Genomic DNA, 23,874 nt, shown 5'->3' with positions numbered 1-23,874 from the left:
ATATAGTAGGGGGACATAGGTGAATGAAACGTGAATAAATTATGACAAGAAAATGAACAATTTTCAGAAAAATAAAATAAATTATTTATTTTTTTCTGAAAATATAATATAGTTATGGCACAGAAAGTATTTTAACATAAGGAGGCTGTTTATGAGGATTAAAGGGAATTATGTGCCGAAAAGGGAAGTTTTATTTTGCTCAAGTTCAATTACAATAGGGGAAGCGCTGGAGCATTTAAATAAAACTGGCTATCGTTGTGTACCAGTTTTAGATGAAAAAAAAGAGAAATATTTAGGGAATATATATAAAGTAGATATTTTAGAATATAAAGGTTCGCTGGAAGAGAGTGTATTACAATTATTAAACGATAAAGAAGGATATGTCAGAGAAGATTCTTCGTTCTTTAAAGTATTTTTTACAATAAAAAAATTACCTTATTTATCAGTGGTTGATGAAAAAGGAGTCTTCCTTGGAATTTTAACGCATAAAAAAGTTTTTGAGTTATTAGAAGATGCTTGGGGGGTTCATTCTAGTAAATATTCTGTCATGATTGGAACACAAGATTATAATGGGGCCATTCAAAAATTATCGACAGTATTAAAAAAATATACAGGTATCCAAAGTTTAATGACTTTTGATAATGATGCCTTATTAGTTCGTAGAATTATGTTTACATTAGGAGAAGAGTTTAATGACCGTGAATTAGAGACTTTATTGAAAGATTTAGAAGATCATGGATTTAGAGTTGTGTATGTGGAAGAGATGAAAAATCCACGTGAAGTTGAAACGATAGAATAACATACAAAAGCCATCTAATTATGTTGGATGGCTTTTGCTATGTTACGCGTATAAAATTATTTGAAAATAACGATAGGATAAAAGAAGAGATTGTAACAATATTTGTGTAAAAGAATAAAAAATGTAGATAATTTTGATTTTCAAAAAAATCAATTTGAAAATATGTTTTTATTTTTCAACCAAATATGTTACTATATGTGTGATAAAAACAAAGAGGTCTGACAACTATACTCCACGCAATACCACTCTAATGGGTTAAATATTCAAAAAAATCAAAAATTAATAGTTAGAGTAAGAATTAAGGGGAATGGAGAAATTATGGAGAAAGACACTGCTTTGTAAGGGGCATATTTTATCATCTTGAGCAGAGAGGAGGATGCATAGCATATTGTGAAAATAGAGATAAACAATGAAAAAGTGCTATGCAAATGAAAAGTATGAAGGGACGTTTAAGGCCAGGTGATACGGTAGCAATTGGTTTAATGTTATTTGCACTATTTTTAGGAGCAGGAAATTTAATTTTCCCACCTGTTTTAGGGCAACAAGCTGGAGAGAATGTTTGGGTTGCTACAATTGGATTCCTTGTAACGGGAGTCGGATTACCCCTATTAGCTGTAACAGCTGTCGCGTTTGTAGAGGGGGACTTGAAAGCGCTATCTTCTAGAGTTCACCCTATATTTGCGTTTATTTTCCCATTGATTAGTTATTTAGCGATTGGACCATTTTTCGCGATTCCGCGTACGGGAGCCGTTTCATTTGAAATGGGTATGAAGCCATTTTTATCAGAGGCATTGGTTTCAGAATGGTACATGCTATTTCTATTCACAATAGTTTTCTTCGGAATAACGTGGTATTTATCATTAAATCCATCTAAATTAGTGGATTGGTTCGGAAAATTTCTTACACCATTGTTAGTATTGATTGTTGCTGTTATTGTCGGAAAGGCAATTATTGATCCGATTGGAGAACCAGCTGCGCCGCTAGCGGCATATCAAGAAAATGCTTTCTTTGGTGGATTTATACAAGGATATTTAACGATGGATGCAATTAGTGCTCTCGTATTTGGAATTGTCGTTGTACAAGTTATCCGCTCTAAAGGGATAAATGAGAGTAGTCAAATTGCAAAAACAACAGTAGTATCAGGTATTATTGCTGTACTTGGTTTAACGTTAATCTATTTATCACTTGCTTATCTTGGTTCAACAAGTACATCACTTGGGGTATCGGAGAATGGTGGACTTATTTTAACGAATGTTGTAAATGAGTTATATGGAACAAGTGGTAAAATTTTATTAGGACTTGTTATTATACTCGCTTGTTTAACAACTTCTGTTGGATTAACATCTGCTTGTGCGGGCTTTTTTACAAACTTATTCCCAAAACTTTCGCATAAAATGATTGTAACGATGGTATGTGTGTTTAGTCTAATTGTATCTAACTTAGGTTTAACACAATTAATCGCAGTTACTTTACCAGTGCTAATGATCATTTATCCAGTCGCAATCGTATTAATCGTACTTTCTTACTTCCATAAATGGATTGGGAAGCGTAATACCATTTATATTGGAGCGATTTTAGGCGCATTATTAATTAGTTTCTTTAACGGTTTAGAAAGTGCGAAAATTAAAATTGACGCGATTTCTAACGTATTACAAATGTTACCATTATATAAAGAAGGAATAGGATGGTTAATCCCATCATGTATTGGCGGGATTCTCGGTTTCTTCTTCTATAAATCAAATGAATCAAGTGAACTACAAAAGAAAGGTGCTTAGGCACCTTTCTTTTTTTAAAGGGGATTTTTGTATTTTGTCTAAGTAATAAATGGGAGGAATGATAAAATGGCTAATTTTGAAGATTTTTTAACTTTGGATGTAAGAATTGGAACTGTAACACATGCAGAGGAATTTAAAAAAGCTAGAGTTCCAGCAATTAAACTAGAAATTGATTTTGGAGAGCTTGGAATTAAGCAGTCGAGTGCTCAAATTACGAAGAGATATACCCCAGAAGACTTAATCGGTCAGCAAATCGTTGCTGTTGTAAATTTTCCGCCAAAACGTGTAGCTGGATTTAAATCAGAAGTGCTTGTTTTAGGAGGAGTACCTGAAGCGGGTGATGTCGTATTACTTCAGCCTAATATGGAATTACCAAATGGAACGAAAATTAGTTAGTGTAAAGGCAGGGGCTAATATGGATATCGGACGAGAATATCTACAATGTGCCGTTTCGAATTTTGAAGCAACAAAGAAGCAAGGAGAACGGGTGCTTTCACAATTATCATATGAACAGATTGAATGGTCTTCTCATGAAGCAACAAATAGTATAGCGGTTATTATAAAGCATCTGCATGGTAATATGCGTTCTAGATGGACGGACTTTTTAACGTCTGATGGTGAAAAAATAGATCGTAACCGAGATGCTGAATTTGAAGGTGGGTATCATTCTAAGGAAGATGTTCTCGCAGCATGGAATGAAGGATGGGAATATGTTTTTAAAACGATGCATGTGATAACGCCGGAACATTTATTACAGACGGTATATATTCGCGGTGAAGCACATACTGTCATGCAAGCAATTGAAAGACAAATTGCTCATTATGCTTTGCATATTGGACAGATTATTTACATTGGGAAGATGTTAAAAGAAAATGAGTGGGAATGTTTAAGTATTCCTAGAGGACAGTCTACACGTTATGTAGAGAAAAAACGTTCAACATAATAATAGGAAAGAAACCGATATAAAATGGGAAATAAGAAAATCAGCCATATGATAGATGGTTCTGTAACCATAAGAATGCTGCCAAAAATAAGTCCATATATAATAAGAAAGAAATTAAAAAGTGTATTCACAGGGATAAATCGTGAGATGAACACTTGTTGGCGTTTAAAACAATCACTGTGAAATACATAAAAGCGGAAGTACCATGTGGCAGTAATAAGATCTTTCTTTCGCGCAATTCTTTTTTTACATGTATGACAGATGAACGGTGGTTGCATATTATTACGCTCCATTTTTTATATTTGTAATCATGTAAGACAAAAGTAAGTATAAAGTGTATATCCCTATATACGCTCCTGAGATAAGAAAAAATGGATTTAATAAAATTCCATGAATGCTTGTCATGAAAACTAAATTTTTTATTAAAACATCATATATATGAATAGAAATAATTGTACCGAGTATATAAAGTGCTAAGTACGCTGAAATATGTAACGTAACACGGATTGTAGGATGCTTAGCAAGCCAATAAAAAATAAATGATAGTACAATGGGTAATGTTCCTATTAGTAGCTTCAATTCATTTCACCTCATTAACAATATAGCCGGAATTTAGACGGTCTATTCTCTAGAGCTTGTACATAACTTGAAATAGAGAGGGTGATAGTATGAATCGAGGCTTTTTTTATGTGAAGTTCACGAGTGTACGTAAGTTAGTTTTATTTATTATTGCTACAGTACTAGCGACTTTTGTTCTTATTAGTATGATGGTAACTTCTATGAAAGAGACAAAGTCAACGTATTTATATAATTGGTTAAATGAGTTATCGATGAATGGTTACATGTATGTTCTTGGGAAAGAGAATCATTATTTTACACAGGAATATCGAAATTTAAATCAAAATTTTTCAATTTCTTCGTTTCTCTTTTCTATGGCTACGAATATTCGTTTTAACGATGTACGCAGTTTTGTCGGCAAAGAGCTACCTGGTTTTGGTAAGTACGATACAGAAATTGTTATTGCGGGTGAAGGGACAAATTATTCTAACTTACCGATAGAGTCGAGCGTCCCACTTGAAGAAGTAGTGAAAGAACGGACTGGAGAAGGTGGACAGGCTCCAAAGCCGGATACGAACAAAGAGAAAAAGCAACCGGCTCAAACGACAGGGAAAAGACAAGTTGCGTTTATTTATCATTCGCATAGTTGGGAATCTTATTTGCCGTTACTAAATTTAGCAAACGATCCAAATCCGAATAAAGCGACAAGTTCCGTCACGAATATTTCAATAGTCGGCGACCGATTTCGTGAACAATTAGAAAGTGAAGGGATCGGAGCTACTAACGATAAGACTGATGTCGGTCAAAAGTTGATTAGTAAAGGGTTAAATAGTAATAGTTCTTACAAAATGTCACGGGAAATCGTGCAAGAAGCAATGGCCGGCAATAAAGAACTACAATACTTTTTTGATTTACATCGTGATAGTGCTCGGAAAGATGTCACGACAAAAGCAATTGGTGATAAATCATATGCAAAGCTTGCGTTTGTAGTAGGGAAAGGCAACAAAAACTATGAAAAAAACTTACAATTAGCAACAGCTTTACATGAGACGCTTAGTAAGAAGTATCCAGGCGTTAGTCGTGGAGTCATTCAAAAAGGATTCCAAACAGGAAATGGTGTCTACAATCAAGACTTATCAGGACAAGCGATATTAATTGAAGTTGGTGGCGTAGATAATACAGAGGAAGAACTAAATCGATCGATTGATGTACTTGCTAAAGCGTTTGGTGAATATTTCTGGCAGGCGGAAAAGGTGAATGGATAAAGTGAAACATAAATGAGTGGGAGAGTCTGAAAAAACGTGAGTGTAATGCTTGCGTTTTTTTTGTAATGATGAGGCGTCACAGAATAGACATAATTTGTCGTTGTTATAGTAATATCGAAATTTGTCAAATTATACTGGGAGATTTACAAAGGGATTTTCGGGAAAGTAGAGAAAATCTTTTTACAAGGAAAACTTTTTATTATGAAACTGGTAGGGTGATTGAAGTGATTAGGGAGATCAAAATAGAAGATGCAGCATCATTTTTGCAATTAAGTAAGCAACTAGACGAAGAAACGAAATTTATGTTATACGAACCAGGAGAAAGAACATTTACAGTCGAGCAACAAGAACAAATGATTCATCGCTTTATAGAAAATGAATATGCAACAATATTTGTAGCAGTTGAAGAAGAGAGAATAGTAGGGTTTATTTTAGTGAATGGAAATCATATTCAAAGAAAAAGGCATGTAGCAGGTATTGTAATTGGTATTTTGCAAGAATATAGCGGGCGAGGTATTGGGACGAGATTGTTTAAAGAGGTTGAGATGTGGGCAAAATTACATGATGTATGGCGTTTAGAATTAACGGTAATGGCCCACAATACAAGAGCTCAGACACTATATAAAAAAGCTGGATTTGAGAAAGAAGGTGTCAAAAGAGCTGCTCTTATTATCGATGGAGAGAACATCGATGAGTATGAAATGGCCAAATTATTAAAATAAGAGGTCGTTATATGAAAAAAAGATGGACACTACTTGGTATCGTAGCGATGATACTCATTGTTGGAGTAGCGGGAATCAATTATAAAATGTATAAGGATAAGCAGGCGCGCGAGGTAAATGTAAATAACATATTTCCGAAAGCGAAAGAAACGATTGCGAATATGGATGGAGATATTGCGGTAATTAGTAATCCAAATTCGATGCTTGTGCTTGTGAATAAAAGTAGGCGTTTACCAGATGGGTATAGACCGCCAGATTTAGTTATTCCGAAAGTACGTTACTCAAGTGAAGGTGATCAAGAAAAGAAAAAAATGAGGAAAGAGGCAGCTGGGGCGCTGGAGGAAATGTTTCAGCAAGCTGATAAGGAGCGTATTTTTTTATTTGCAGTCTCTGGATTTAGATCTTTTGATCGACAAAAAGCATTAAATACGATGTATAAAAAACAAGATGGAGAAGCAAAAACAGCAATGTCGAGTGCAGTTCCTGGTACGAGTGAACACCAAACGGGGCTTGCTATGGATATTACATCGCAATCTGCTAAGTTTCAATTAGAGACAATTTTTGGCGAAACGAAAGAAGGGCAGTGGCTTTCTGAAAATGCCCATAAATTTGGTTTTGTCATTCGATATACAAAAGAGAAAGAATCGCTTACAGGTTATCGATATGAACCATGGCATGTGAGGTATGTGGGAAATCCACAAGCTACATATTTATATGAAAATCAACTGACACTTGAAGAAGTAACAGAGTGAACAATTGAGGGGAGAGAAGGATTATGACGGTGTTATATAAGAAAAAAGTACACGCATATGTAACAAGAGAAAAAGAAGGAGTTATGCAACTGCTCGTTTTTAAACATCGTGATATACCTGAAGCTGGTATACAAATACCAGGGGGAACAGTTGACGAAGGGGAAACGTTAGAAGTAGCACTTTTACGTGAAGTACAAGAAGAATCTGGATTACGCCATTTATGCATAGAAAGATTCCTATCCGATTACATCATACTTGTGAAAGACAAAAAAGAATATCAAAAACGTCATTTCTTCCATGTAACGTTATTAACAGATGTAAAAGATGATTGGGAACATATTGTAAGTGCTGGTGAGGAAGATCAGGGTTTAGTATTTTGCTACGAATGGATTGATATTGCAAAATGCCCTGAATTAGCCGGGAAACAAGGTGAGTTTTTACATTTGTTAGATGAGGTATATGTAAAGTAATAAAAGAGTCTGAAGCGAAAATCCATTCGTTTCAGATTTTTTTTATTTTTCAGGAAATAAAAGGGTTTTACATTAGTAAGTTGAATTCTTTGAAAGGGGTTGTAGTCGTATAAGTGAGGAGCGGAGAAAATGAAAAAGTAATAGATACATGTTAGCAATAAAAACTTTTAAAGAAGGAGAATGAAGGTGGAGATTCAGTTTAATGCACGATTACAAAAAGAATTAAATATTCATGATATACAAGCGGCGATGGAAGCTGGGCAATTAACTTCAAAAGAATTAGTTATGTATTACCTTCATAGAATCGCAAAATATGATCAAGATGGACCAAAAATTAATTCTATTTTAGAAATCAATCCAGATGCTGTCTTTATTGCAGAAGCATTAGATTATGAAAGAAAGATTAAAGGTATAAGAGGTCCATTACATGGTATACCTGTGTTACTTAAGGACAATATTGAAACGAATGATTCCATGCATACAAGTGCAGGTACGATTGCTCTAGAACAAAATATTAGTAGTGAGGATGCATTTCTTGTTACGAAACTGAGAGAAGCAGGAGCAGTGATAATAGGGAAAACAAATATGACAGAATTAGCAAATGCAATGTCATTTGACATGTGGGCTGGATATAGTGCAAGAGGTGGGCAAACAATAAACCCTTACGGTACAGGTGAGGATGATATGTTTGTTGGTGGCTCAAGTACAGGATCTGCGATAGCAGTTGCTGCTAATTTTACAGTAGTATCTGTTGGGACAGAAACGGATGCTTCTATTTTAAGTCCAGCTGTTCAAAACTCTGTAGTCGGTATTAAACCGACTGTTGGTCTAATTAGTCGTAGAGGCATTATTCCGTTTACGTATTCACAAGATACAGCGGGTCCATTTGCTAGAACAGTAACAGATGCTTCTATTTTACTAGGGAGTTTAACTGGGTTAGACGAGAAAGATGTAGCTACTCATAAAAGTGAAGGTATAGCAGAACATGATTATACAAAATATCTTGATGTTAATGGCTTACATGGAGCAAAGATTGGTGGATATAGTAATGCGCCAAAAGATTATTATGAATCTGGTGAGTATGATGAAAAATTGTTTCAGGAAACAATTGAAGTATTGCGTAGTGAGGGAGCGACAGTAGTAGAAAATATTGATATTCCGTCTTTTCATCGAGAATGGAGCTGGGGAGTACCGCTTTATGAACTAAAGCATAGTTTAGATAACTATCTTTCTACATTACCTTCTACGATTCCAGTGCATTCTATTTCGGAGTTAATGGAGTTTAACGAGAACATAGCAGAAAGAGCTTTGAAATATGGGCAAACTAAGTTAGAAGGAAGAAAAGGTTTTCCTAATACGTTAAGAAATTCTGAATATTTAAATGCAAGATTAGAAGATATATATTTTTCGCAAGAACAAGGCATTGACTTCACACTGAAAAAATATAATCTTGATGCGATTCTATTCCCTTCCTATATCGGCTCCACTATATGTGCGAAGGCAGGTTATCCATCTATAGCGATACCAGCGGGATATATGGATAACGGGAGACCGTTTGGAATTACTCTTGCAAGTACTGCTTTTTCTGAGGGGACCTTGATTAAACTAGCATACGCTTTTGAACAAGCGACAAAGCATAGAAAGATTCCCAATTTGTCATAAAAAGAATAAACAAATAGGACAGGAATTCCTGTCCTATTTGTTTTGTTAATTAAAGTGAAATATCTTTTTGCTCTGTCTTATCATATTTAAATAAGTTAAATGATAAACAAGCAGAGCACAATATAAGGATAGAAGCGAGAATATAAATCGTACGAACACCGAACAGGTCGGTAATAATTCCAACGCTAAGCATAGAAAGACCAGAAGCTGTCGAGAGGAGTGCACCATGAGCTGTATACATTTTTGATAATAAAGTAGGGGGAACACTAGATTGTAACACTGTTGTTTGAGAAATATCTCTAATTTGATAACATGGCCCCATTAGAACGCATAGAAAAAGCGCAATAAACCCGCTACTTGTCATACCATATAAAAATGTAAGAATACTAAACATAAGAGAGCCTATTGCCATGGAGCGTATTAAATTATTTTGAATGTATGTACTCATTTTCCACGCTAATATCCCGCCAATTAACGTCCCTACATAATAACTTGTGTTAATGTATCCCCACCATTCTTCTCCTTTATGAAGGATAGTTGTTACATAAGCCATTGTAATAGCACCGATCCATATTGTCCCTGCGAAAGTTTCAATTAAGTCCATACATGTAACAGTGCGGAGAGAAGGGTTCTGAAATAAGAGTTTCCAACCTTCCAATAAAGCAGCACCTTTTGAAGAAGAAGGCTCTATTACTCGTTCAGTATGTATGGAATGTAATGCAAGGTGTAGTGCAAAACATCCAAAAATCATCAAAATGTTATTCATCATGAGTGTAGAAGCAGCACCGATAAGAAGAACTATAACACTTGTAAATGAATAAGCAGCGGCTTGCGCAATTTGTATGGAAAAGGAAAAAATACTATTTACTTTTACTAATTGTTCTTTTCGTGTAAGGCGAGGAAGGATACCGTATAATAACGGTGCGCTCCAGCCGCTACATAAAGAAATGAAAAAAATGAAAATGAATAGTGCTACAATGTTTGTGGACAGGGCTGGGAATAATATCATTAATAAAAATAATAGAACAATTTTTGTCCATTGTAGTGTGAAAAGTAATGAATAAGATGAAAAACGATTCATTATAAGTGGTGCAGATGTATTTGCTATAAGATTAGTTATGACTTGTACTAATGGAAAAAGAGCGGTTAATGTAGCTGATTTCGTTGCGATATACATATGAGTTGTAATAATCATGATGTATACGATGTCAGCGAGAGTAATGCATATTTTCGCTCCTAAATAGTAAGTTAATGAACGACTTTGCAACAAGCACACCACCTTTCTAAAAAATAATATTTTAGTAGTTAAAATAATTATAAATTGAAAATTAAATTTTCGAAAGAATTTCATTTTTTTGTCGCTTTTTGAAAGGGATTTTCATGTATAATGAAGAATATATTAATATAGTATTTTATTAATACTTTTTATAACAGTGAATATGTACAATAGCTTGTAGTAAGCGCCCACGTATTAAAAAGGGCGGATAAACCATTCTTTTCTTCATATACATATAGAAAATGAGAAAGAAAGTGAGGGTTGCATATGGCTGCTTGGGTAATTTGGTTTATAATAGCTGGTATTTTATTTATTGCGGAAATGTTGTCGATTACGTTTTACATGCTTTGGCTTGGAATTGGAGCTGTTGTCGGAGGTCTAATTGCTTTGTTTGCTCCTGAAGCACTACTGTTACAAGTTGTTGCTGGTGCAATTGTAAGTTTAACATTGACGTTCTTTACGAAAAGAATTTCAAAAAACTTTCGAGAAGCAAAAGGTTTTACTGATACAGTAGATATGCTAGTCGGTAAAAAAGGGATCGTTATGCAAGCGATTACAAATGAAGCGAATGGCATTGTGAAGGTGGATGGAGATACTTGGACAGCTATTGCGGATAATCCAATTGATGCTGGAGAAAAAGTTATTGTTATAAAGAGAAATAGTACTATATTACAAGTAAAAAAGGAGAGTGAATAAATATGGTAGTAGGATTGACATTAACCATTATTTTAGCACTAATTGTTGTTACATTTATCGCATTAACAATTAAAATTATTCCACAGCAAAAAGTTGGAGTTGTTGAAAGATTTGGTAAGTTCCAGCGTATTATGGAGCCAGGATTAAATATTTTAATCCCAATTGTAGACCGCGTTCGCGTATATCACGACTTACGTATTCAGCAAACGAATGTACCACCGCAGAAGGTAATTACGAAAGATAATGTACAAGTAGAAATTGATACAATTATTTTCTATCAAATTGTGGAACCAGAACTTGCGACATATGGTATTTCGAACTATGAATATGGTGTTCGTAACATTACTTCTGCAACGATGCGTCAAATCATCGGTAAAATGGAACTGGATGAAACGTTATCTGGTCGTGAAAAAATTTCAACAGAAATTCGCTTAGCACTTGATGAAGCAACAGAAAAATGGGGCGTTCGTATTGAACGTGTTGAAGTTGTTGATATTAATCCGCCAAAAGATGTGCAAGCATCAATGGAAAAACAAATGAAAGCAGAACGTAATAAACGTGCCATCATTTTAGAAGCTGAAGCTGCAAAACAAGATAAAGTCCTTCGTGCTGAAGGGGAAAAGCAAAGTAAAATCTTAATGGCTGAAGGGGATAAAGAAGCACGTATTCGAGAAGCTGAAGGTATAAAAGAAGCAAAGGAACTAGAAGCGCAAGGGGAAGCAAGAGCGATTGAGGAAATTGCAAAAGCAGAACAAAATCGAATTGAATTACTTCGTGCAGCAGATTTAGATGAACGCGTACTTGCTTATAAATCATTTGAATCATTGATTGAGGTTGCAAAAGGACCAGCAAATAAAGTCTTTATTCCGTCTAATGCAATTGAAACACTTGGTACTCTCGGGGCAATTGGAGAAATCTTTAAAGAAAAACAAGCGAAGAAATTGCCTTCTTCAGATACACCAAAAGAACAATAAGAGTGAAAAAGAGAAATGGGATGCCATTTCTCTTTTTATTTTTGAGTAGGATAAAAAATATTAGTCCTTTGCCATTATGGATAGGACTTTTTGTTTGTCACTTTTGAAAGAATAATAAGTTTAGAGTGCTTGGAATTGTTAAGTGGAGTAACACGTTTACTAGATGGGTTAAAAAACTGTCAAAGTAATATATTTTTGTTAAAGAAAATTTAAAATATGATATAATGGAATTTTGTGAATATTAAACGAGGGAGTGGGAAACAAGTGCAAATATTATTAATACGTCACGGTGAATCCGAAGCGGACATTTTACATGTACATGAAGGACGAGCTGACTTTGAATTAACAGAAAAAGGAAGACGACAAGTGCAAAGGCTTGTACAGAAAGTGAAAGCAGATTTTCCGCCAGATTTCATTTGGGCAAGTACATTAAAACGTGCTCGTGAAACTGGTGAAACGTTAGCTGAAGCAATTGGATGCCCAATTCAACTAGAAGAGGAATTAATGGAGTTCAATAATGGAGTACAAGCAGGTTTATCATTTGAAGAAGCAAAGAAATATCCAGAGCCAAAGTTTCTTCATGATCGTTTTGAAAACGGGGAATCATTTATTGAATTTAGAATGAGAATAGAAGGGATTTTTTCTAAAATCGTGACAGAGAATACATATGACCGAATTGCAATCGTTGCACACGGTGGTGTAATAAATAGTCTATTACGTGCGTTTTTCAAAATGCCAATTTCAATGGATTATTATTTTAAAATGGGCGATACGGGAATAAGCTTAATTGAAATTGATGGGGAACAAAAAACGGTGCATTTCATTAATGATACGAATCATTTGGACGGGATATAAAGACCCGTGTACAAAGTAGTGTTTTTTGATGCTGACGGTACGCTTTTAAGTGAGATTGATAGAAGTATGCACGAAAGTACAAAAGAAGCGATACAAAGATTAATAGATAAAGGAATTCACGTAGTTGTTACAACAGGGAGACCATATAGCTTATGCTTGCAATTTAAAGAGCTGGGCATACATACAATTATTTCTGCAAATGGTGCGCATATCAAGTGTGGAGAAACAGTTATACATAAATCGGTTCTTTCAAGTGAAATCGTTCATGATATCTCGGGGTTTGCTGAATTACATGGGCACGGTATTTCTTATTTTACTGAGGGTTTTACAATGAACGGAATAGCCTCAGATAATGAGCGTGTAATGCAAGCGCTTAGCGAGACGTTAAATTTAGGGGAGTACCCTGAAAAAAGCAAGGATTTGTCTGAAGAGATCTATTGTTTATGTCTGTATGCGGATGAAATAGAATCTCAAAAATTTATTGAAAAATACCCAATGCTTACATTCGACCGTTTTCATGGTTATGTCATAAATGTATTGGAAGATAATAAAGTATCGAAGCTCACCGCAATTCAAAAAGTATTGGATCACTTAAACATTTGTAAATCAGAAGCAATTGCTTTTGGTGATGGTGGAAACGATATTGAGATGTTGCAATATGTAGGATTAGGAATTGCGATGGGGAATGGCGGAGAAGAGTTAAAAACAAGAGCGGATTTCGTTACAAAGAAATCAAGTGAAGGTGGTATTTTATTTGCTTTAGAGAAGTTTCATGTCGTCTAACATGCCTTTATTGGAATAAAGGTATGTTAGGATCTTTCATATGCTCGCACAATAAAATATGAATTTGCCCACGATGATGATAAAAATGCGAGAGAATTTCAAGTAACCATTCAAATCGAGAATAAGAAACACCCCAATAGGCAGTCATAACTTCTGCTAATTCTTCTTGGGAATAGGAAAGAAATGTTTTAGAGAGAAGGTTGAACCCTTCAAGCATTGTTTGTTGCATGTACGCAATTGTTTCTGGTGTATGTTCTAAATAAAAGGTACGTAACTCTTTTTCCGTACTACCATTTAAAATGAGTAAATCCGCATGGCAAATAAGAGAAAGATGTGCACACATTTCAAATACTGATCGCTTCGAGTGAATTGGTTGTATTTTTAAACTATCTTCATTATATTGGTTAAGCATTTGAATAGAAGTGTCAACAGCAATTTTTAGTTGATGTAAGGCAGATTGTACAAACATTGTAATTCTCCTCTTCTACGTATATAATAGTTTCTTAAGGGTATTATATCATACTCAAAATTCCGAAAATTCTAGTAGTTTGACTAGCATATTGAAAAGTATTATATTGTAAAAGGTCATATGAAACATGAAATAGAATGGAATGCAATTATTGAGTTAGGAGTTAGACCAATGAGTTTGAAATATGGAAGAGATACAATTGTTGAAGTTAACTTAAATGCAGTAAAACATAATGTAAAAGAATTTAAAAAGCGTGTGAATGATGAAAATATTGCAATGATGGCTGCTGTAAAAGCAAATGGGTATGGCCACGGGGCAGTTGAAGTTGCGAAAGCTGCTATTGAAGCAGGAATAAATCAGCTTGCAGTTGCATTTGTAGATGAAGCGATAGAGTTAAGAGAAGCAGGAATTAACGTGCCGATTTTAATTTTAGGTTATACATCAGTAGCAGCTGCGGAAGAAGCAATTCAATATGACGTTATGATGACTGTTTATAGAAGTGAAGATTTACAAGGTATAAATGAAATCGCAAACGGTCTTCAAAAGAAAGCGCAAATTCAGGTGAAAATTGATACAGGAATGAGTCGTATCGGTTTACAAGAAGAAGAGGTTAAACCATTTTTAGAAAAATTAAACCGTATGGAGTATGTAGAGATAGTAGGAATATTTACGCATTACTCTACTGCAGATGAAATTGATAAATCATATACGAATATGCAAACAAGTTTATTTGAAAAAGCTATCAATACAGCAAAAGAATTAGGGATTCATATCCCATATATTCATAGTTCAAATAGTGCCGGATCAATGGAACTCAGCAATACATTTCAAAATATGGTCCGTGTAGGTATTGGGATTTATGGAATGTATCCTTCAAAAGAGGTAGATCATTCGGTTGTTTCTTTACAGCCTGCGTTGTCATTAAAATCAAAAATAGCTCATATTAAACATGCGAAGAAGAATCGCGGTGTAAGTTATGGGAATACGTATGTAACGACTGGTGAAGAATGGATTGCAACTGTACCAATTGGCTATGCTGATGGCTATAATCGTCAGTTATCTAATAAAGGGCATGCATTAATAAATGGAGTTCGAGTACCTGTTATTGGCCGTGTTTGTATGGATCAGCTCATGTTAGACGTTTCAAAAGCGATGCCAGTACAAGTTGGAGACGAAGTAGTATTCTACGGTAAACAAGGTGAAGAGAACATCGCAGTAGAAGAAATAGCGGATATGTTAGGTACCATTAACTATGAAGTTACATGTATGTTAGACAGAAGAATTCCACGTGTTTATAAAGAAAATAATGAAACGACTGCTGTCGTAAATATATTAAGAAAAAACTGAATCGTTATGATTCAGTTTTTTCATTTTTGACAAATGAAAAAAGCTCTATTTGTACCGTGTAATTGAATGTTCTTAAAACCTACAGATTTCAACGAAGAAATTATTTCTTCATTGGAATAACAAGCTTCTTCAAAAGAAAAGTCACTTCTTGTCCAATTATTATCTATATCATGTTGAAATAGTATAAAGTTCATTTCTGCTTTTTTATTTTCGTTATCATATGTAGAATCAATCGTACATACATATTCTTCCGCTGAAATATGAAACGAAGCAATCCAATTTTCAAGAAAACTTTTCTCCATATTCATATCAAATGCAAATGTACCTCCATCATATAATGCTAAATAAACATGTTGAAAAGTATCTTTTAGCTCATCTAATTGCAGTATATGATTTAAACTATCACCGGCTGAGATGACATAGTGGAAAGGCTCATCTACTTTGAAAAAACGTGCATCGTCGACGATAAAGGACGCATCTGGTGCATTGTGAAGTGCATGTTCAATCATTTGAGCAGAACCGTCTATACCAGTTACTACAAAATTATGATCAAGTAGTTTCCTAGTAAGATGACCAGTACCGCAGCAAAGGTCTAATATACGAGAGTGGGGAAGTGCATCTTGTAAAACGAGTTTATGATAGGCTGGATAGGAGTGTTCAGAAAAATGTCCCCAATGTTTATTATAAATGTCTGCAAAAATATCATAATTAGAATAAATTGGTTTTTTACACATATGTATTCACCTCGAAATTCATTAAATTATAATAGTCATGCTTCGTTTTAATTTCAAAACCACATTGTGTATATAGTTTTAAAGCATTGTTATTTTTTGTTTCAACGTCTAATTCAATTGTTGAAACTCCTTCTGTAATAAGGGTATGTACCATGTACCTAAGAATATCTTGGCCGTATCCTTTACCTTGATAAGAAGGATGAACTGCGAATCCTGATAGAGTAGTAGATTGCTCTTGCTCAGAAACTGTAATCGTTCCTATCACTTTTTCCTCGATACGAGCACTATAAACTTGATGAGAAGATGAATTCATCATCTTTTGTAACCATGTAGTGGTATTTTCTACTGAATCTCCAAAAGCTTTACTGGAAATTTCAATAAGATCAAGAAATGATTCTGAAGATGCAAGAGTAAGGTGTATAGTATTCTGTGCTGTTTTTTGAACTTCTTTTGCTTTGAACTCCATACTATATTCACTATATAAATAGGGTAACTCCATATGTTTTGCAAATTCTTTCCCAGAAGTAGAATCCCCGTTCATAATAATAAGCGCTTCATCTGCCGCTCTTATTCGTATTTCTTTCATTGCGGTTTGTAAAAGAGTCGTGCCTATATGTTGTTTCCTATAGTTTGGATGAACAAACCCCATTAACTCCAATTTTGTTGGTCTTTCAAAGTCATACATACTTAATGCACCGATTAATTGAGTATCGTCATAAAATAGAAAATCATTTATCTCTTCTTTGTTACGAGTAGTTAAAAAGTTTACATGTAAATCTGACGAATAATCAATTTGATCGTGTTGTCCGCATATATGAGCTAAATTTTTCATGTGCTGAATTTCGTTTACTGTTAAAGATTTCTTTTGTTCAATATTCATTTCATAACCCCTCACATTCTTATTTAAAAATAGGATGGATGACTTAGCCACTTTTGTAACTCCACACTGCCTTGAACAGATAATAATCGGTACAAATATCGATAGGGGGGCCTACATTCTTCAAGATGAGGAATAGGCATAATAGTTTCGTAACCTTGTTTAAAAGCATGAGCCTCTTTTTCTGTAAATACATATTCTAAGCCGATAAAATCAAATTCCCGAGGAGCAACTGCATAGGCTTCTGTATCTACTAAGCCCGTAATAGTTGCGCCATCTGATAAAAACTGAGTAGGGTCCATATCAATTAAAATGAGCGTAGATTCCCTTGGTGTTGGCAAGGAAGAAAGCTGTGACTCAAAAGTAGGAAATGCGTTACGGATGCTCGCATTATCGGAATAAAACCTATTTACAAGTTCTTTACTGACTTTTAATATGTGAGACTTAAATTTTTCTAGTGGAACTTGGAAAGTACTTGATGGGTTTCCGATAAACTCTGCTTGAAACGAATGAATTTCTGCTAGTCCTTTTCCAAGGCAGAATAAAATGGAATCAGATTGTCCGATAAAAGAGTGAATTGTGTTACCTATTAACTTTTCGGCTACAACGAATTCACGGCCATTTAAAATATGTTTTTCTAATATTGTTGGTATGGGTAGATTAGTACGTTCTTGCAGCAATGTATGTACAGTTTCTAAATGATGGACGCTCCTTGGATCAATTCCAAAAAGGTTTTTGCATCCCCACCAAAAATCATTGTTTGGTTCTTCAGTCATTTTTGAGGAACGAACGATAACCTCTTCAGCTACTGTTTTAACAAGAAACACATCGCTTGCATGGTCTTCATAACCTGGATGTAAAGTTTGAACAGATAAAATAGGTGAAGTGAATAGTTGTTGTAGCATGAAGGTACTCCTTTATTCTGTAAATTCTATAAATTCATTATATAACAGAATATGTTCCAAGTGGATAATGATGAGGACAACATAGAACTTAAATAAATCTATTGTGAGAAATTGATGTGGAAATTATATTTTTCTAGTTTTGTATGAATTATCAAAATAATGTTTTTGATGATACACCTGTAAAAATGCCTGAATGTAAATCTTGTATTTTTCAGTAAATGAAGAGTTTAGCGTACTTTTATGAGGATTATAATGTAGGTTTTGAAAAATATTTCTCAATAATAAAATGAAGAGAAATATATGAAGAAGTAGAATAGATTCCTTTATAATAGTTTTAAATTAATTAATATAATTAATTATTAATTATATTAGATAGGAGAGAATATGATGGCAAATGTACTCGTAATAAATTTCCCTGGAGAAGGTCATATTAATCCGACTTTAGCTATTGTAAGTGAGTTAATTCGGCGAGGGGAGACAGTTGTTTCGTATTGTATTGAAGATTATAGAAAGAAGATTGAAGAAACAGGTGCAGAATTCCGAGTGTTTGAGAATTTTCTCTCTCAAATTAATATTATGGAACGAGTAAATGAAGGTGGGAGTCCTTTGACGATGCTATCTCATATGATTGAAGCATCAGAGCGTATTGTGACTCGAATTGTAGAAGAAACAAAAGGGGAAAAATACGATTATTTGATATACGATAATCATTTTCCCGTAGGACGTATTATAGCCAATGTTTTAAAATTACCTAGCGTTTCTTCTTGTACAACATTTGCTTTTAATCAGTACATTACTTTTAATGATGAGCAAGAATCAAGACAAGTAGATGAAACGAATCCATTATATCAATCTTGTTTAGCGGGAATGGAAAAATGGAATAGGCAGTATGGAATGAAATGTAATAGTATGTATGATATTATGAATCATCCTGGTGATATTACTATCGTATATACTTCAAAAGAATACCAGCCGCGTTCAGATGTATTCGATGAATCGTATAAGTTTGTCGGCCCATCAATTGCTACTCGAAAAGAAGTAGACAGCTTTCCTATGGAAGATTTAAAAGATGAAAAATTGATTTTCGTTTCTATGGGAACAGTTTTTAATGAACAACCGGAGCTATATGAAAAATGTTTTGAAGCGTTTAAAGATGTAGAAGCGACAGTCGTATTAGTTGTTGGTAAGAAGATAAATATAAATCAATTTGAAAACATTCCGAATAACTTTAAGTTGTATAATTACGTGCCGCAATTAGAAGTCTTACAGCATGCTGACGTATTCGTGACACACGGTGGTATGAATAGTTCGAGTGAAGCACTATATTACGGTGTCCCGTTAGTTGTAATTCCGGTAACAGGAGATCAGCCTTTAGTTGCGAAAAGAGTGACTGAAGTAGGGGCTGGAATAAGGATTAATCGTAAAGAATTAACTTCTGAATTGTTACGTGAGACTGTAAAACAAGTAATGGAGGATGTGACGTTTAAAGCAAATAGTCGTAAAGTTGGTGAGTCTCTTAGAAATGCTGGTGGATATAATAGGGCAGTTGATGAAATATTTAAAATGCGGATGAATTCATATTTAAAACTTAAATAAATGTTTGGAGCACACTTACTGTAATACGTAAGTGTGTTTTTTAAATAAATTACATAAAAAATCACTGTAAAGGTGAAACTTTTGTGTATATAAACTCATATCTTTGAATTAGTAGTAAAATTACGTTAAAATAATACTAAGAAAATATATAAGTTTTGGGGGTAATGAATGAAAAGATTATTTGAATACGTATTATTAACAATTGGGTCAATTATTGTAGCTGGTTCATTAGAACTTATTTTAGCACCTAATGGATTAGTAGATGGCGGGGTAACGGCCATTGCTATTATGGCGAATAAAGTTGCAGGGTTGCCACTGTATGGAGTGTTCTTAGGAATTAATATCCCGATTTTATTATTTACTGCAAAAGTAATGGGGAAGAAGTTCTTTATCCGTACATCCTATGCAAATGTTGTTACAACACTCGGATTGATTTATTTAAAACCATTTCCAGCAATTACAACTTCTGAATTGTTAATTGTTCTTTATGGAGGAGTTCTATTTGGTGTTGGTGTAGGGATTGTAGTAAAAATGGGCGGAGCAATTGATGGATCAGAAATGTTAGCTGTTTGGATGAATAAACATTTTAAAGTGCCGATTAGTACATTTTTACTTGCTGTAAATGCTGTTATTTTCATTTTTGTTGCCATTTTATTTTCAATTGAACAAGCGATGTTCTCATTAGCAATTTTCTATATTGTTACGAAGATGATTGATTTCATATTAGATGGTATTAATCAAGGAAAGAGCGTTATGATTATTTCTGGTAAAAATAAAGAAATAGGCGATCTACTTATGAAAGAATTGCAATTATCTGTTACGTATCTACATGGAGAAGGTGGTTTTTTAGGAGAAGAAAAGAGAATTATTTATTGTATTACAAACCGTTTCATTTATCCGAAAATGAAAGATCTCGTTCTCTCTGTAGATCCAACTGCTATCATTGAAGCTTCCTATTCAACAGAAACAACTGGTGTCAAACGTCCGGGAAGGGCAGCGAGATCAGAAAAATAGTGAATGAAAATAGCTCCACGTAAGTATAACTTGCGTGGAGCTATTCTTATTTAGGGAACCAGACTTTTTTCAGTAATTTGACAACAGTTTCGATACAATCCTCTGGAATACTGCCAAAACCGAGCAATATATACGACTCCTCCCGTGCATTATGAACAGAATCGTATGTGGAAAGAGGGTATAACTTAATGCGTTGTTTAGCAGCGGCATGAATAAGTTCTTGTTCATTCATCTCATTATGAACGTGGAGTACAATATGAAGTCCGGATTGTTCACCGAGTATATGAATGTTATTTCCCATTTCATTTGTAATAGATTTAATTAAAGAAAGGTGTTTTCTTTTATATAACGTACGACTTCGGTTAATATGGCGTTCCCAGTCACCATTTTGAATAAAGGTGGCAAAGGTAAGTTGTTGCAGCGTAGAAACTGTTTGTTTAAACATACCACCAAGTTCTTTATAGGCTCTTAAAAGATGAGGTGGTAAAACGATATATCCCATTCGTAAAGAAGGTAAAAAAGATTTCGAGAAAGTTCCCATATAAATAACACGTTCATTTGAATCTAATCCTTGTAAAGAAGGAATGGGTTTTCCTATATAACGAAATTCCCCATCGTAATCATCTTCAATAATATATCCGTTACAATCATTCGCCCATTTTAATAACTCGAGTCTTCTAGATAACGGCATAATGATTCCAAGTGGAAATTGGTGAGATGGGGTGACATATGCTACATTGGAACCCGATTCACGTAAAGCGGAAATATGAATCCCTTTATCATCTAAAGGGATAGGGTGAACGGGAAGGCCCGAACTTTGAATCATAGCAGGTATACGGTGAAATCCAGGATTTTCGATTCCGTATTCTTTTTTTGAACCAAGTAGTTGAAGTAGTAGCCAAAGAAGAGGCTGCGTACCTGCTCCGATAATAATTTGATCAGGTGAAGAATGTACCCCGCGAGCATGATATAAATACTTTGAAATATGTTCTCGTAGAACGAGCTCACCTTGTGGATCTTCTTTAGCAAATAATTCATTTTCGTACTGAAATAAAGTTTCGTGTAATGCTCTTTTCCAGCTTGTTATCGGAAAAGCTTTTTGATCAATAAGTCCTTGACTACAATCATAATCATATTGTTCTTTTTCTTTATTGTTAGCACTGTTTGACGCAATTTGATGTTTCGCTTGAATGACATCAATATCAACTTCTGCAACAAAAATCCCGCGTTTCGGTTTGCTTTCTACATAACCTTCAGCTAGTAATTGTTGATAAGCAGATTCAACTGTAATACGGCTCACATTAAGTTGCATAGCTAAATTTCTGTGAGAAGGAAGGCGTGTACCGGCACGTATTGATCCATGAGAGATTTCTCGTTTCATATATTCGTAAATTTGTAAGTAAAGGGGTATTTTACTTTGTAATTGCAATGGGATAGTCAGATCCATTTGTATACGCTCCTTTTTATACTGGCCTTATAAAAAAGAATAAAACTGTCACTTAAGTTAAGGGCAGTTGCTATCTATAATGATGATATAACATTTAGAAAATTATATAAATAGTAAGGGGAGAATTATAATGAATATTAAAGCAGTAGTAACAGAAGCGGATTTACATGATGTATTTCCCGTACTACAGCAGTTACGAACGAAACTTTCAAAAGAAGAAGCAAGTTCTTTATTTCAAAAAATGCAAGAAGAAAACTATAAACTATTTTCGCTACGTAATGAAGAGGATGAAGCTGTTAGTCTAGCTGGTGTAGCGATTTGTACGAATTTTTATAATGAGAAACATATTTTCGTATATGATCTTGTAACTGCGGAAGCTCACAGATCAAAAGGATATGGTAAGGTTCTGCTGTCATATGTAGAAAAATGGGGGGAAGAAAAAGGGTGCAGTTCTATCGTTCTTACATCTGCGTTTCCAAGAATGGATGCACATCGTTTTTATGAAAGAGAGGGCTATAGTAAGGTAAGTTATTCTTTTTATAAAGAGCTATAATCTATAATACGAAGTAGGTTCCGTGTGTAAAAATATATGGAACCTACTTTCTCTTATGGATTGGAGCTAGGAACAGGTCTAGTATTATAATTTGTCGAATATTAGAACTTAACAAGGCAATGTTGAATTTGGAGAATGTTAGGAGCGTTTATACTTGGAAAAAATAAAGAAATTATCTATACCAAATGATGTAAGAGTCATCAATATTTCTGATATTCATGGAGAATTAGATCTTTTTAAGGAATTATTACATAAAGTTAATTTTAAAGAAGAAGATTATTTAATTATTAATGGTGATCTATGTGAGAAAGGAAGAAATAGCGTTGGCGTCGTAGACTATGTGATGGATTTGGTAGTTAGCAAGCCAAACGTTTATGTAGTCGAAGGGAATTGTGAAGTGGTAGTTGAAGCACTAGTAAATGAAAATCCTGCGCTAATACATTATTTATGTACGCGGAAGAATACAATTTTTAATGAATGGTTAGCGAAATTGAACGTTACCGTTAATGAAGCAAGTGATATTTGTGAAGTGAAAAACATATTGATGAGCCATTTTTCAAAAGAAATACAGTGGCTAACAGAATTACCAACAGCGATTGAAACAGAAGATTATATCTTTGTACATGCTGGCCTTGAAGATAGAGAGGATTGGAAAGAAACAGAACGAAAAAATGCGATAGCAATGCCGGAGTTTTTCAATAAAACACATAGCGCAAATAAGTATGTAGTTGTAGGTCATTGGCCTGTTGTGAACTATTCTGATGAAGCACCGTCTAACAATCCAGTTATTGATGAGGAGAAAAAGATTATTGCGATTGACGGCGGAAATGCGATTAAAGAAGCAGGACAATTAAACGCATTTATCATTCAGAGGGAAAGTGCAAGTGATACGTTTTCCTATACATATGTAGACTATTTTCCGGAGTATGAAGTAATAGCAGATTTTAATGCGAACTCAGAAATGCAGGGCGGGGTGACATATCCGTATTATTACATAGAGCCTATGGAGAAGATGAAAGATTATACGGTATGTAAGCAAAGAGAAACGAATAAATTACTCTCTGTGAAAAATGAATATATTAGGCAACTTGATTCAGGTGAATACACAGTGAAAACCGATATTTCTTGTGCACAAATAAGTGTAAGAAAAGGGGACATGGTTTCTCTCATTGATAACAGCTGTTCAGGATATGATTTAATAAAAAAAGATGGAGTAGAAGGTTGGATAGAGAAAGGGATTTTAGTTGAGATAGAAAAGGTGAAATAGGAGGGATGTAACCTCCTATTTTTTTATTAACTAAGTAATGGTGACGTACCTTAATTGATACCTTATAACAAAATTATACAATATAATAAATGATATTAGTTTTGATTTTTCTGAAAAAATATTATAATTATATAT

General features: G+C 34.3%; 26 protein-coding genes. 18 read left to right on the top strand and 8 right to left on the bottom strand.

Going from position 1 to position 23,874, the window contains the following annotated elements; genetic code table 11:
* The first annotated feature begins 151 nt into the window (after positions 1–151).
* From cbpA to KVT31_RS06165, 4 genes are all read left to right on the top strand, one after another.
* A complete protein-coding gene (gene cbpA / locus KVT31_RS06180; protein WP_088096151.1) occupies positions 152–799 on the top strand; it encodes a cyclic di-AMP binding protein CbpA in 648 nt (215 codons plus the stop codon).
* A 437-nt stretch (positions 800–1,236) separates the two neighbouring features.
* On the top strand, positions 1,237–2,574 hold the full coding sequence (brnQ4, locus tag KVT31_RS06175; protein ID WP_400787574.1) for a branched-chain amino acid transport system II carrier protein BrnQ4: 1,338 nt from the start codon (positions 1,237–1,239) through the stop codon (positions 2,572–2,574).
* A gap of 66 nt (positions 2,575–2,640) precedes the next feature.
* Positions 2,641–2,970, top strand: coding sequence for a chaperone CsaA (gene csaA, locus KVT31_RS06170; RefSeq protein WP_088096153.1), 330 nt, complete (start codon positions 2,641–2,643; stop codon positions 2,968–2,970).
* Positions 2,971–2,989: 19 nt separating this feature from the next.
* Positions 2,990–3,517 carry a DUF1572 domain-containing protein gene (locus tag KVT31_RS06165; protein WP_088096222.1) on the top strand — a complete coding sequence of 176 codons (528 nt, stop codon included), beginning with the start codon at positions 2,990–2,992 and terminating at the stop codon, positions 3,515–3,517.
* On the opposite strand, the gene KVT31_RS06160 is transcribed toward KVT31_RS06165, so the two are convergent.
* Entirely contained in the window at positions 3,490–3,795 is a 306-nt protein-coding gene (locus tag KVT31_RS06160) for a permease (RefSeq protein WP_140392430.1), read from the bottom strand. The two genes, KVT31_RS06165 and KVT31_RS06160, sit on opposite strands and share 28 nt — an antisense overlap.
* A gap of 4 nt (positions 3,796–3,799) precedes the next feature.
* Positions 3,800–4,096 (bottom strand): hypothetical protein, encoded by a 297-nt coding sequence (locus tag KVT31_RS06155; RefSeq protein WP_088096155.1) that lies wholly within the window; start codon positions 4,094–4,096, stop codon positions 3,800–3,802.
* 89 nt (positions 4,097–4,185) lie between these two features.
* Here KVT31_RS06155 and spoIIP point away from each other — a divergent pair, with 89 nt between their 5' ends.
* The 5 genes from spoIIP (at position 4,186) to KVT31_RS06130 (ending at position 8,946) form a co-directional block, all read left to right on the top strand.
* Positions 4,186–5,340, top strand: a complete 1,155-nt coding sequence (gene spoIIP, locus KVT31_RS06150; protein ID WP_088096156.1) for a stage II sporulation protein SpoIIP — start codon at positions 4,186–4,188, stop codon at positions 5,338–5,340.
* Between the two features lie 224 nt (positions 5,341–5,564).
* Positions 5,565–6,062 carry a GNAT family N-acetyltransferase gene (locus KVT31_RS06145; RefSeq protein WP_140392431.1) on the top strand — a complete coding sequence of 166 codons (498 nt, stop codon included), beginning with the start codon at positions 5,565–5,567 and terminating at the stop codon, positions 6,060–6,062.
* 11 nt (positions 6,063–6,073) lie between these two features.
* The gene (locus KVT31_RS06140; RefSeq protein ID WP_088096158.1) at positions 6,074–6,814 is read left to right on the top strand and encodes a M15 family metallopeptidase; all 741 of its coding nucleotides are present in this window, start codon (positions 6,074–6,076) and stop codon (positions 6,812–6,814) included.
* A 23-nt stretch (positions 6,815–6,837) separates the two neighbouring features.
* A complete protein-coding gene (locus KVT31_RS06135; protein ID WP_088096159.1) occupies positions 6,838–7,284 on the top strand; it encodes an NUDIX hydrolase in 447 nt (148 codons plus the stop codon).
* Between the two features lie 186 nt (positions 7,285–7,470).
* Positions 7,471–8,946 (top strand): amidase family protein, encoded by a 1,476-nt coding sequence (locus tag KVT31_RS06130; protein WP_088096160.1) that lies wholly within the window; start codon positions 7,471–7,473, stop codon positions 8,944–8,946.
* A gap of 49 nt (positions 8,947–8,995) precedes the next feature.
* On the opposite strand, the gene KVT31_RS06125 is transcribed toward KVT31_RS06130, so the two are convergent.
* Positions 8,996–10,213, bottom strand: a complete 1,218-nt coding sequence (locus KVT31_RS06125) for an MFS transporter (protein WP_140392432.1) — start codon at positions 10,211–10,213, stop codon at positions 8,996–8,998.
* A 276-nt stretch (positions 10,214–10,489) separates the two neighbouring features.
* Between KVT31_RS06125 and KVT31_RS06120 the strand changes: the two genes are divergently transcribed.
* The 4 genes from KVT31_RS06120 (at position 10,490) to KVT31_RS06105 (ending at position 13,530) form a co-directional block, all read left to right on the top strand.
* Positions 10,490–10,918 (top strand): NfeD family protein, encoded by a 429-nt coding sequence (locus KVT31_RS06120; RefSeq protein WP_088096161.1) that lies wholly within the window; start codon positions 10,490–10,492, stop codon positions 10,916–10,918.
* A 2-nt stretch (positions 10,919–10,920) separates the two neighbouring features.
* A complete protein-coding gene (locus KVT31_RS06115) occupies positions 10,921–11,892 on the top strand; it encodes an SPFH domain-containing protein (RefSeq protein WP_088096162.1) in 972 nt (323 codons plus the stop codon).
* Positions 11,893–12,156: 264 nt separating this feature from the next.
* Positions 12,157–12,747 carry a histidine phosphatase family protein gene (locus KVT31_RS06110; RefSeq protein WP_088096163.1) on the top strand — a complete coding sequence of 197 codons (591 nt, stop codon included), beginning with the start codon at positions 12,157–12,159 and terminating at the stop codon, positions 12,745–12,747.
* A gap of 6 nt (positions 12,748–12,753) precedes the next feature.
* Complete coding sequence (locus KVT31_RS06105; protein ID WP_088096164.1) at positions 12,754–13,530, top strand: Cof-type HAD-IIB family hydrolase; 777 nt, start codon at positions 12,754–12,756, stop codon at positions 13,528–13,530.
* A gap of 7 nt (positions 13,531–13,537) precedes the next feature.
* Here KVT31_RS06105 and KVT31_RS06100 read toward each other — a convergent pair whose 3' ends face one another.
* Entirely contained in the window at positions 13,538–13,999 is a 462-nt protein-coding gene (locus tag KVT31_RS06100) for a DinB family protein (protein WP_088096165.1), read from the bottom strand.
* A gap of 171 nt (positions 14,000–14,170) precedes the next feature.
* Between KVT31_RS06100 and alr the strand changes: the two genes are divergently transcribed.
* Positions 14,171–15,346 (top strand): alanine racemase, encoded by a 1,176-nt coding sequence (gene alr, locus KVT31_RS06095; RefSeq protein ID WP_088096224.1) that lies wholly within the window; start codon positions 14,171–14,173, stop codon positions 15,344–15,346.
* Positions 15,347–15,366: 20 nt separating this feature from the next.
* Here the strand turns inward: alr and KVT31_RS06090 are convergent, their stop codons facing one another.
* The 3 genes from KVT31_RS06090 to KVT31_RS06080 are packed head-to-tail and all read right to left on the bottom strand — an operon-like array spanning position 15,367 to position 17,862.
* Entirely contained in the window at positions 15,367–16,080 is a 714-nt protein-coding gene (locus KVT31_RS06090) for a class I SAM-dependent methyltransferase (protein ID WP_088096166.1), read from the bottom strand.
* Complete coding sequence (locus KVT31_RS06085; RefSeq protein WP_088096167.1) at positions 16,073–16,960, bottom strand: GNAT family N-acetyltransferase; 888 nt, start codon at positions 16,958–16,960, stop codon at positions 16,073–16,075. Before KVT31_RS06085 ends, KVT31_RS06090 begins: the two co-directional genes overlap by 8 nt.
* 23 nt (positions 16,961–16,983) lie before the next feature.
* Positions 16,984–17,862 carry a nitrate reductase gene (locus KVT31_RS06080; protein ID WP_088096168.1) on the bottom strand — a complete coding sequence of 293 codons (879 nt, stop codon included), beginning with the start codon at positions 17,860–17,862 and terminating at the stop codon, positions 16,984–16,986.
* Positions 17,863–18,249: 387 nt separating this feature from the next.
* Between KVT31_RS06080 and KVT31_RS06075 the strand changes: the two genes are divergently transcribed.
* Together KVT31_RS06075 and KVT31_RS06070 are read left to right on the top strand one after the other, a co-directional pair.
* Complete coding sequence (locus KVT31_RS06075; protein ID WP_088096169.1) at positions 18,250–19,458, top strand: macrolide family glycosyltransferase; 1,209 nt, start codon at positions 18,250–18,252, stop codon at positions 19,456–19,458.
* A gap of 168 nt (positions 19,459–19,626) precedes the next feature.
* Complete coding sequence (locus tag KVT31_RS06070) at positions 19,627–20,472, top strand: YitT family protein (protein WP_088096170.1); 846 nt, start codon at positions 19,627–19,629, stop codon at positions 20,470–20,472.
* A gap of 46 nt (positions 20,473–20,518) precedes the next feature.
* On the opposite strand, the gene pdxR is transcribed toward KVT31_RS06070, so the two are convergent.
* Positions 20,519–21,919 (bottom strand): MocR-like pyridoxine biosynthesis transcription factor PdxR, encoded by a 1,401-nt coding sequence (pdxR, locus tag KVT31_RS06065; RefSeq protein WP_088096171.1) that lies wholly within the window; start codon positions 21,917–21,919, stop codon positions 20,519–20,521.
* Positions 21,920–22,049: 130 nt separating this feature from the next.
* Here pdxR and KVT31_RS06060 point away from each other — a divergent pair, with 130 nt between their 5' ends.
* Together KVT31_RS06060 and KVT31_RS06055 are read left to right on the top strand one after the other, a co-directional pair.
* Positions 22,050–22,472, top strand: a complete 423-nt coding sequence (locus KVT31_RS06060; protein ID WP_088096172.1) for a GNAT family N-acetyltransferase — start codon at positions 22,050–22,052, stop codon at positions 22,470–22,472.
* A 154-nt stretch (positions 22,473–22,626) separates the two neighbouring features.
* On the top strand, positions 22,627–23,739 hold the full coding sequence (locus KVT31_RS06055) for a metallophosphoesterase (protein ID WP_088096173.1): 1,113 nt from the start codon (positions 22,627–22,629) through the stop codon (positions 23,737–23,739).
* Positions 23,740–23,874 lie beyond the last annotated feature (135 nt).

Source organism: Bacillus sp. GbtcB14, assembly GCF_019091205.1.
GTDB lineage: Bacteria > Bacillota > Bacilli > Bacillales > Bacillaceae_G > Bacillus_A > Bacillus_A cereus_AG.
Note: the sequence above shows the minus strand (reverse complement) of the source record. Positions and strands in the feature narration are given on the sequence as shown.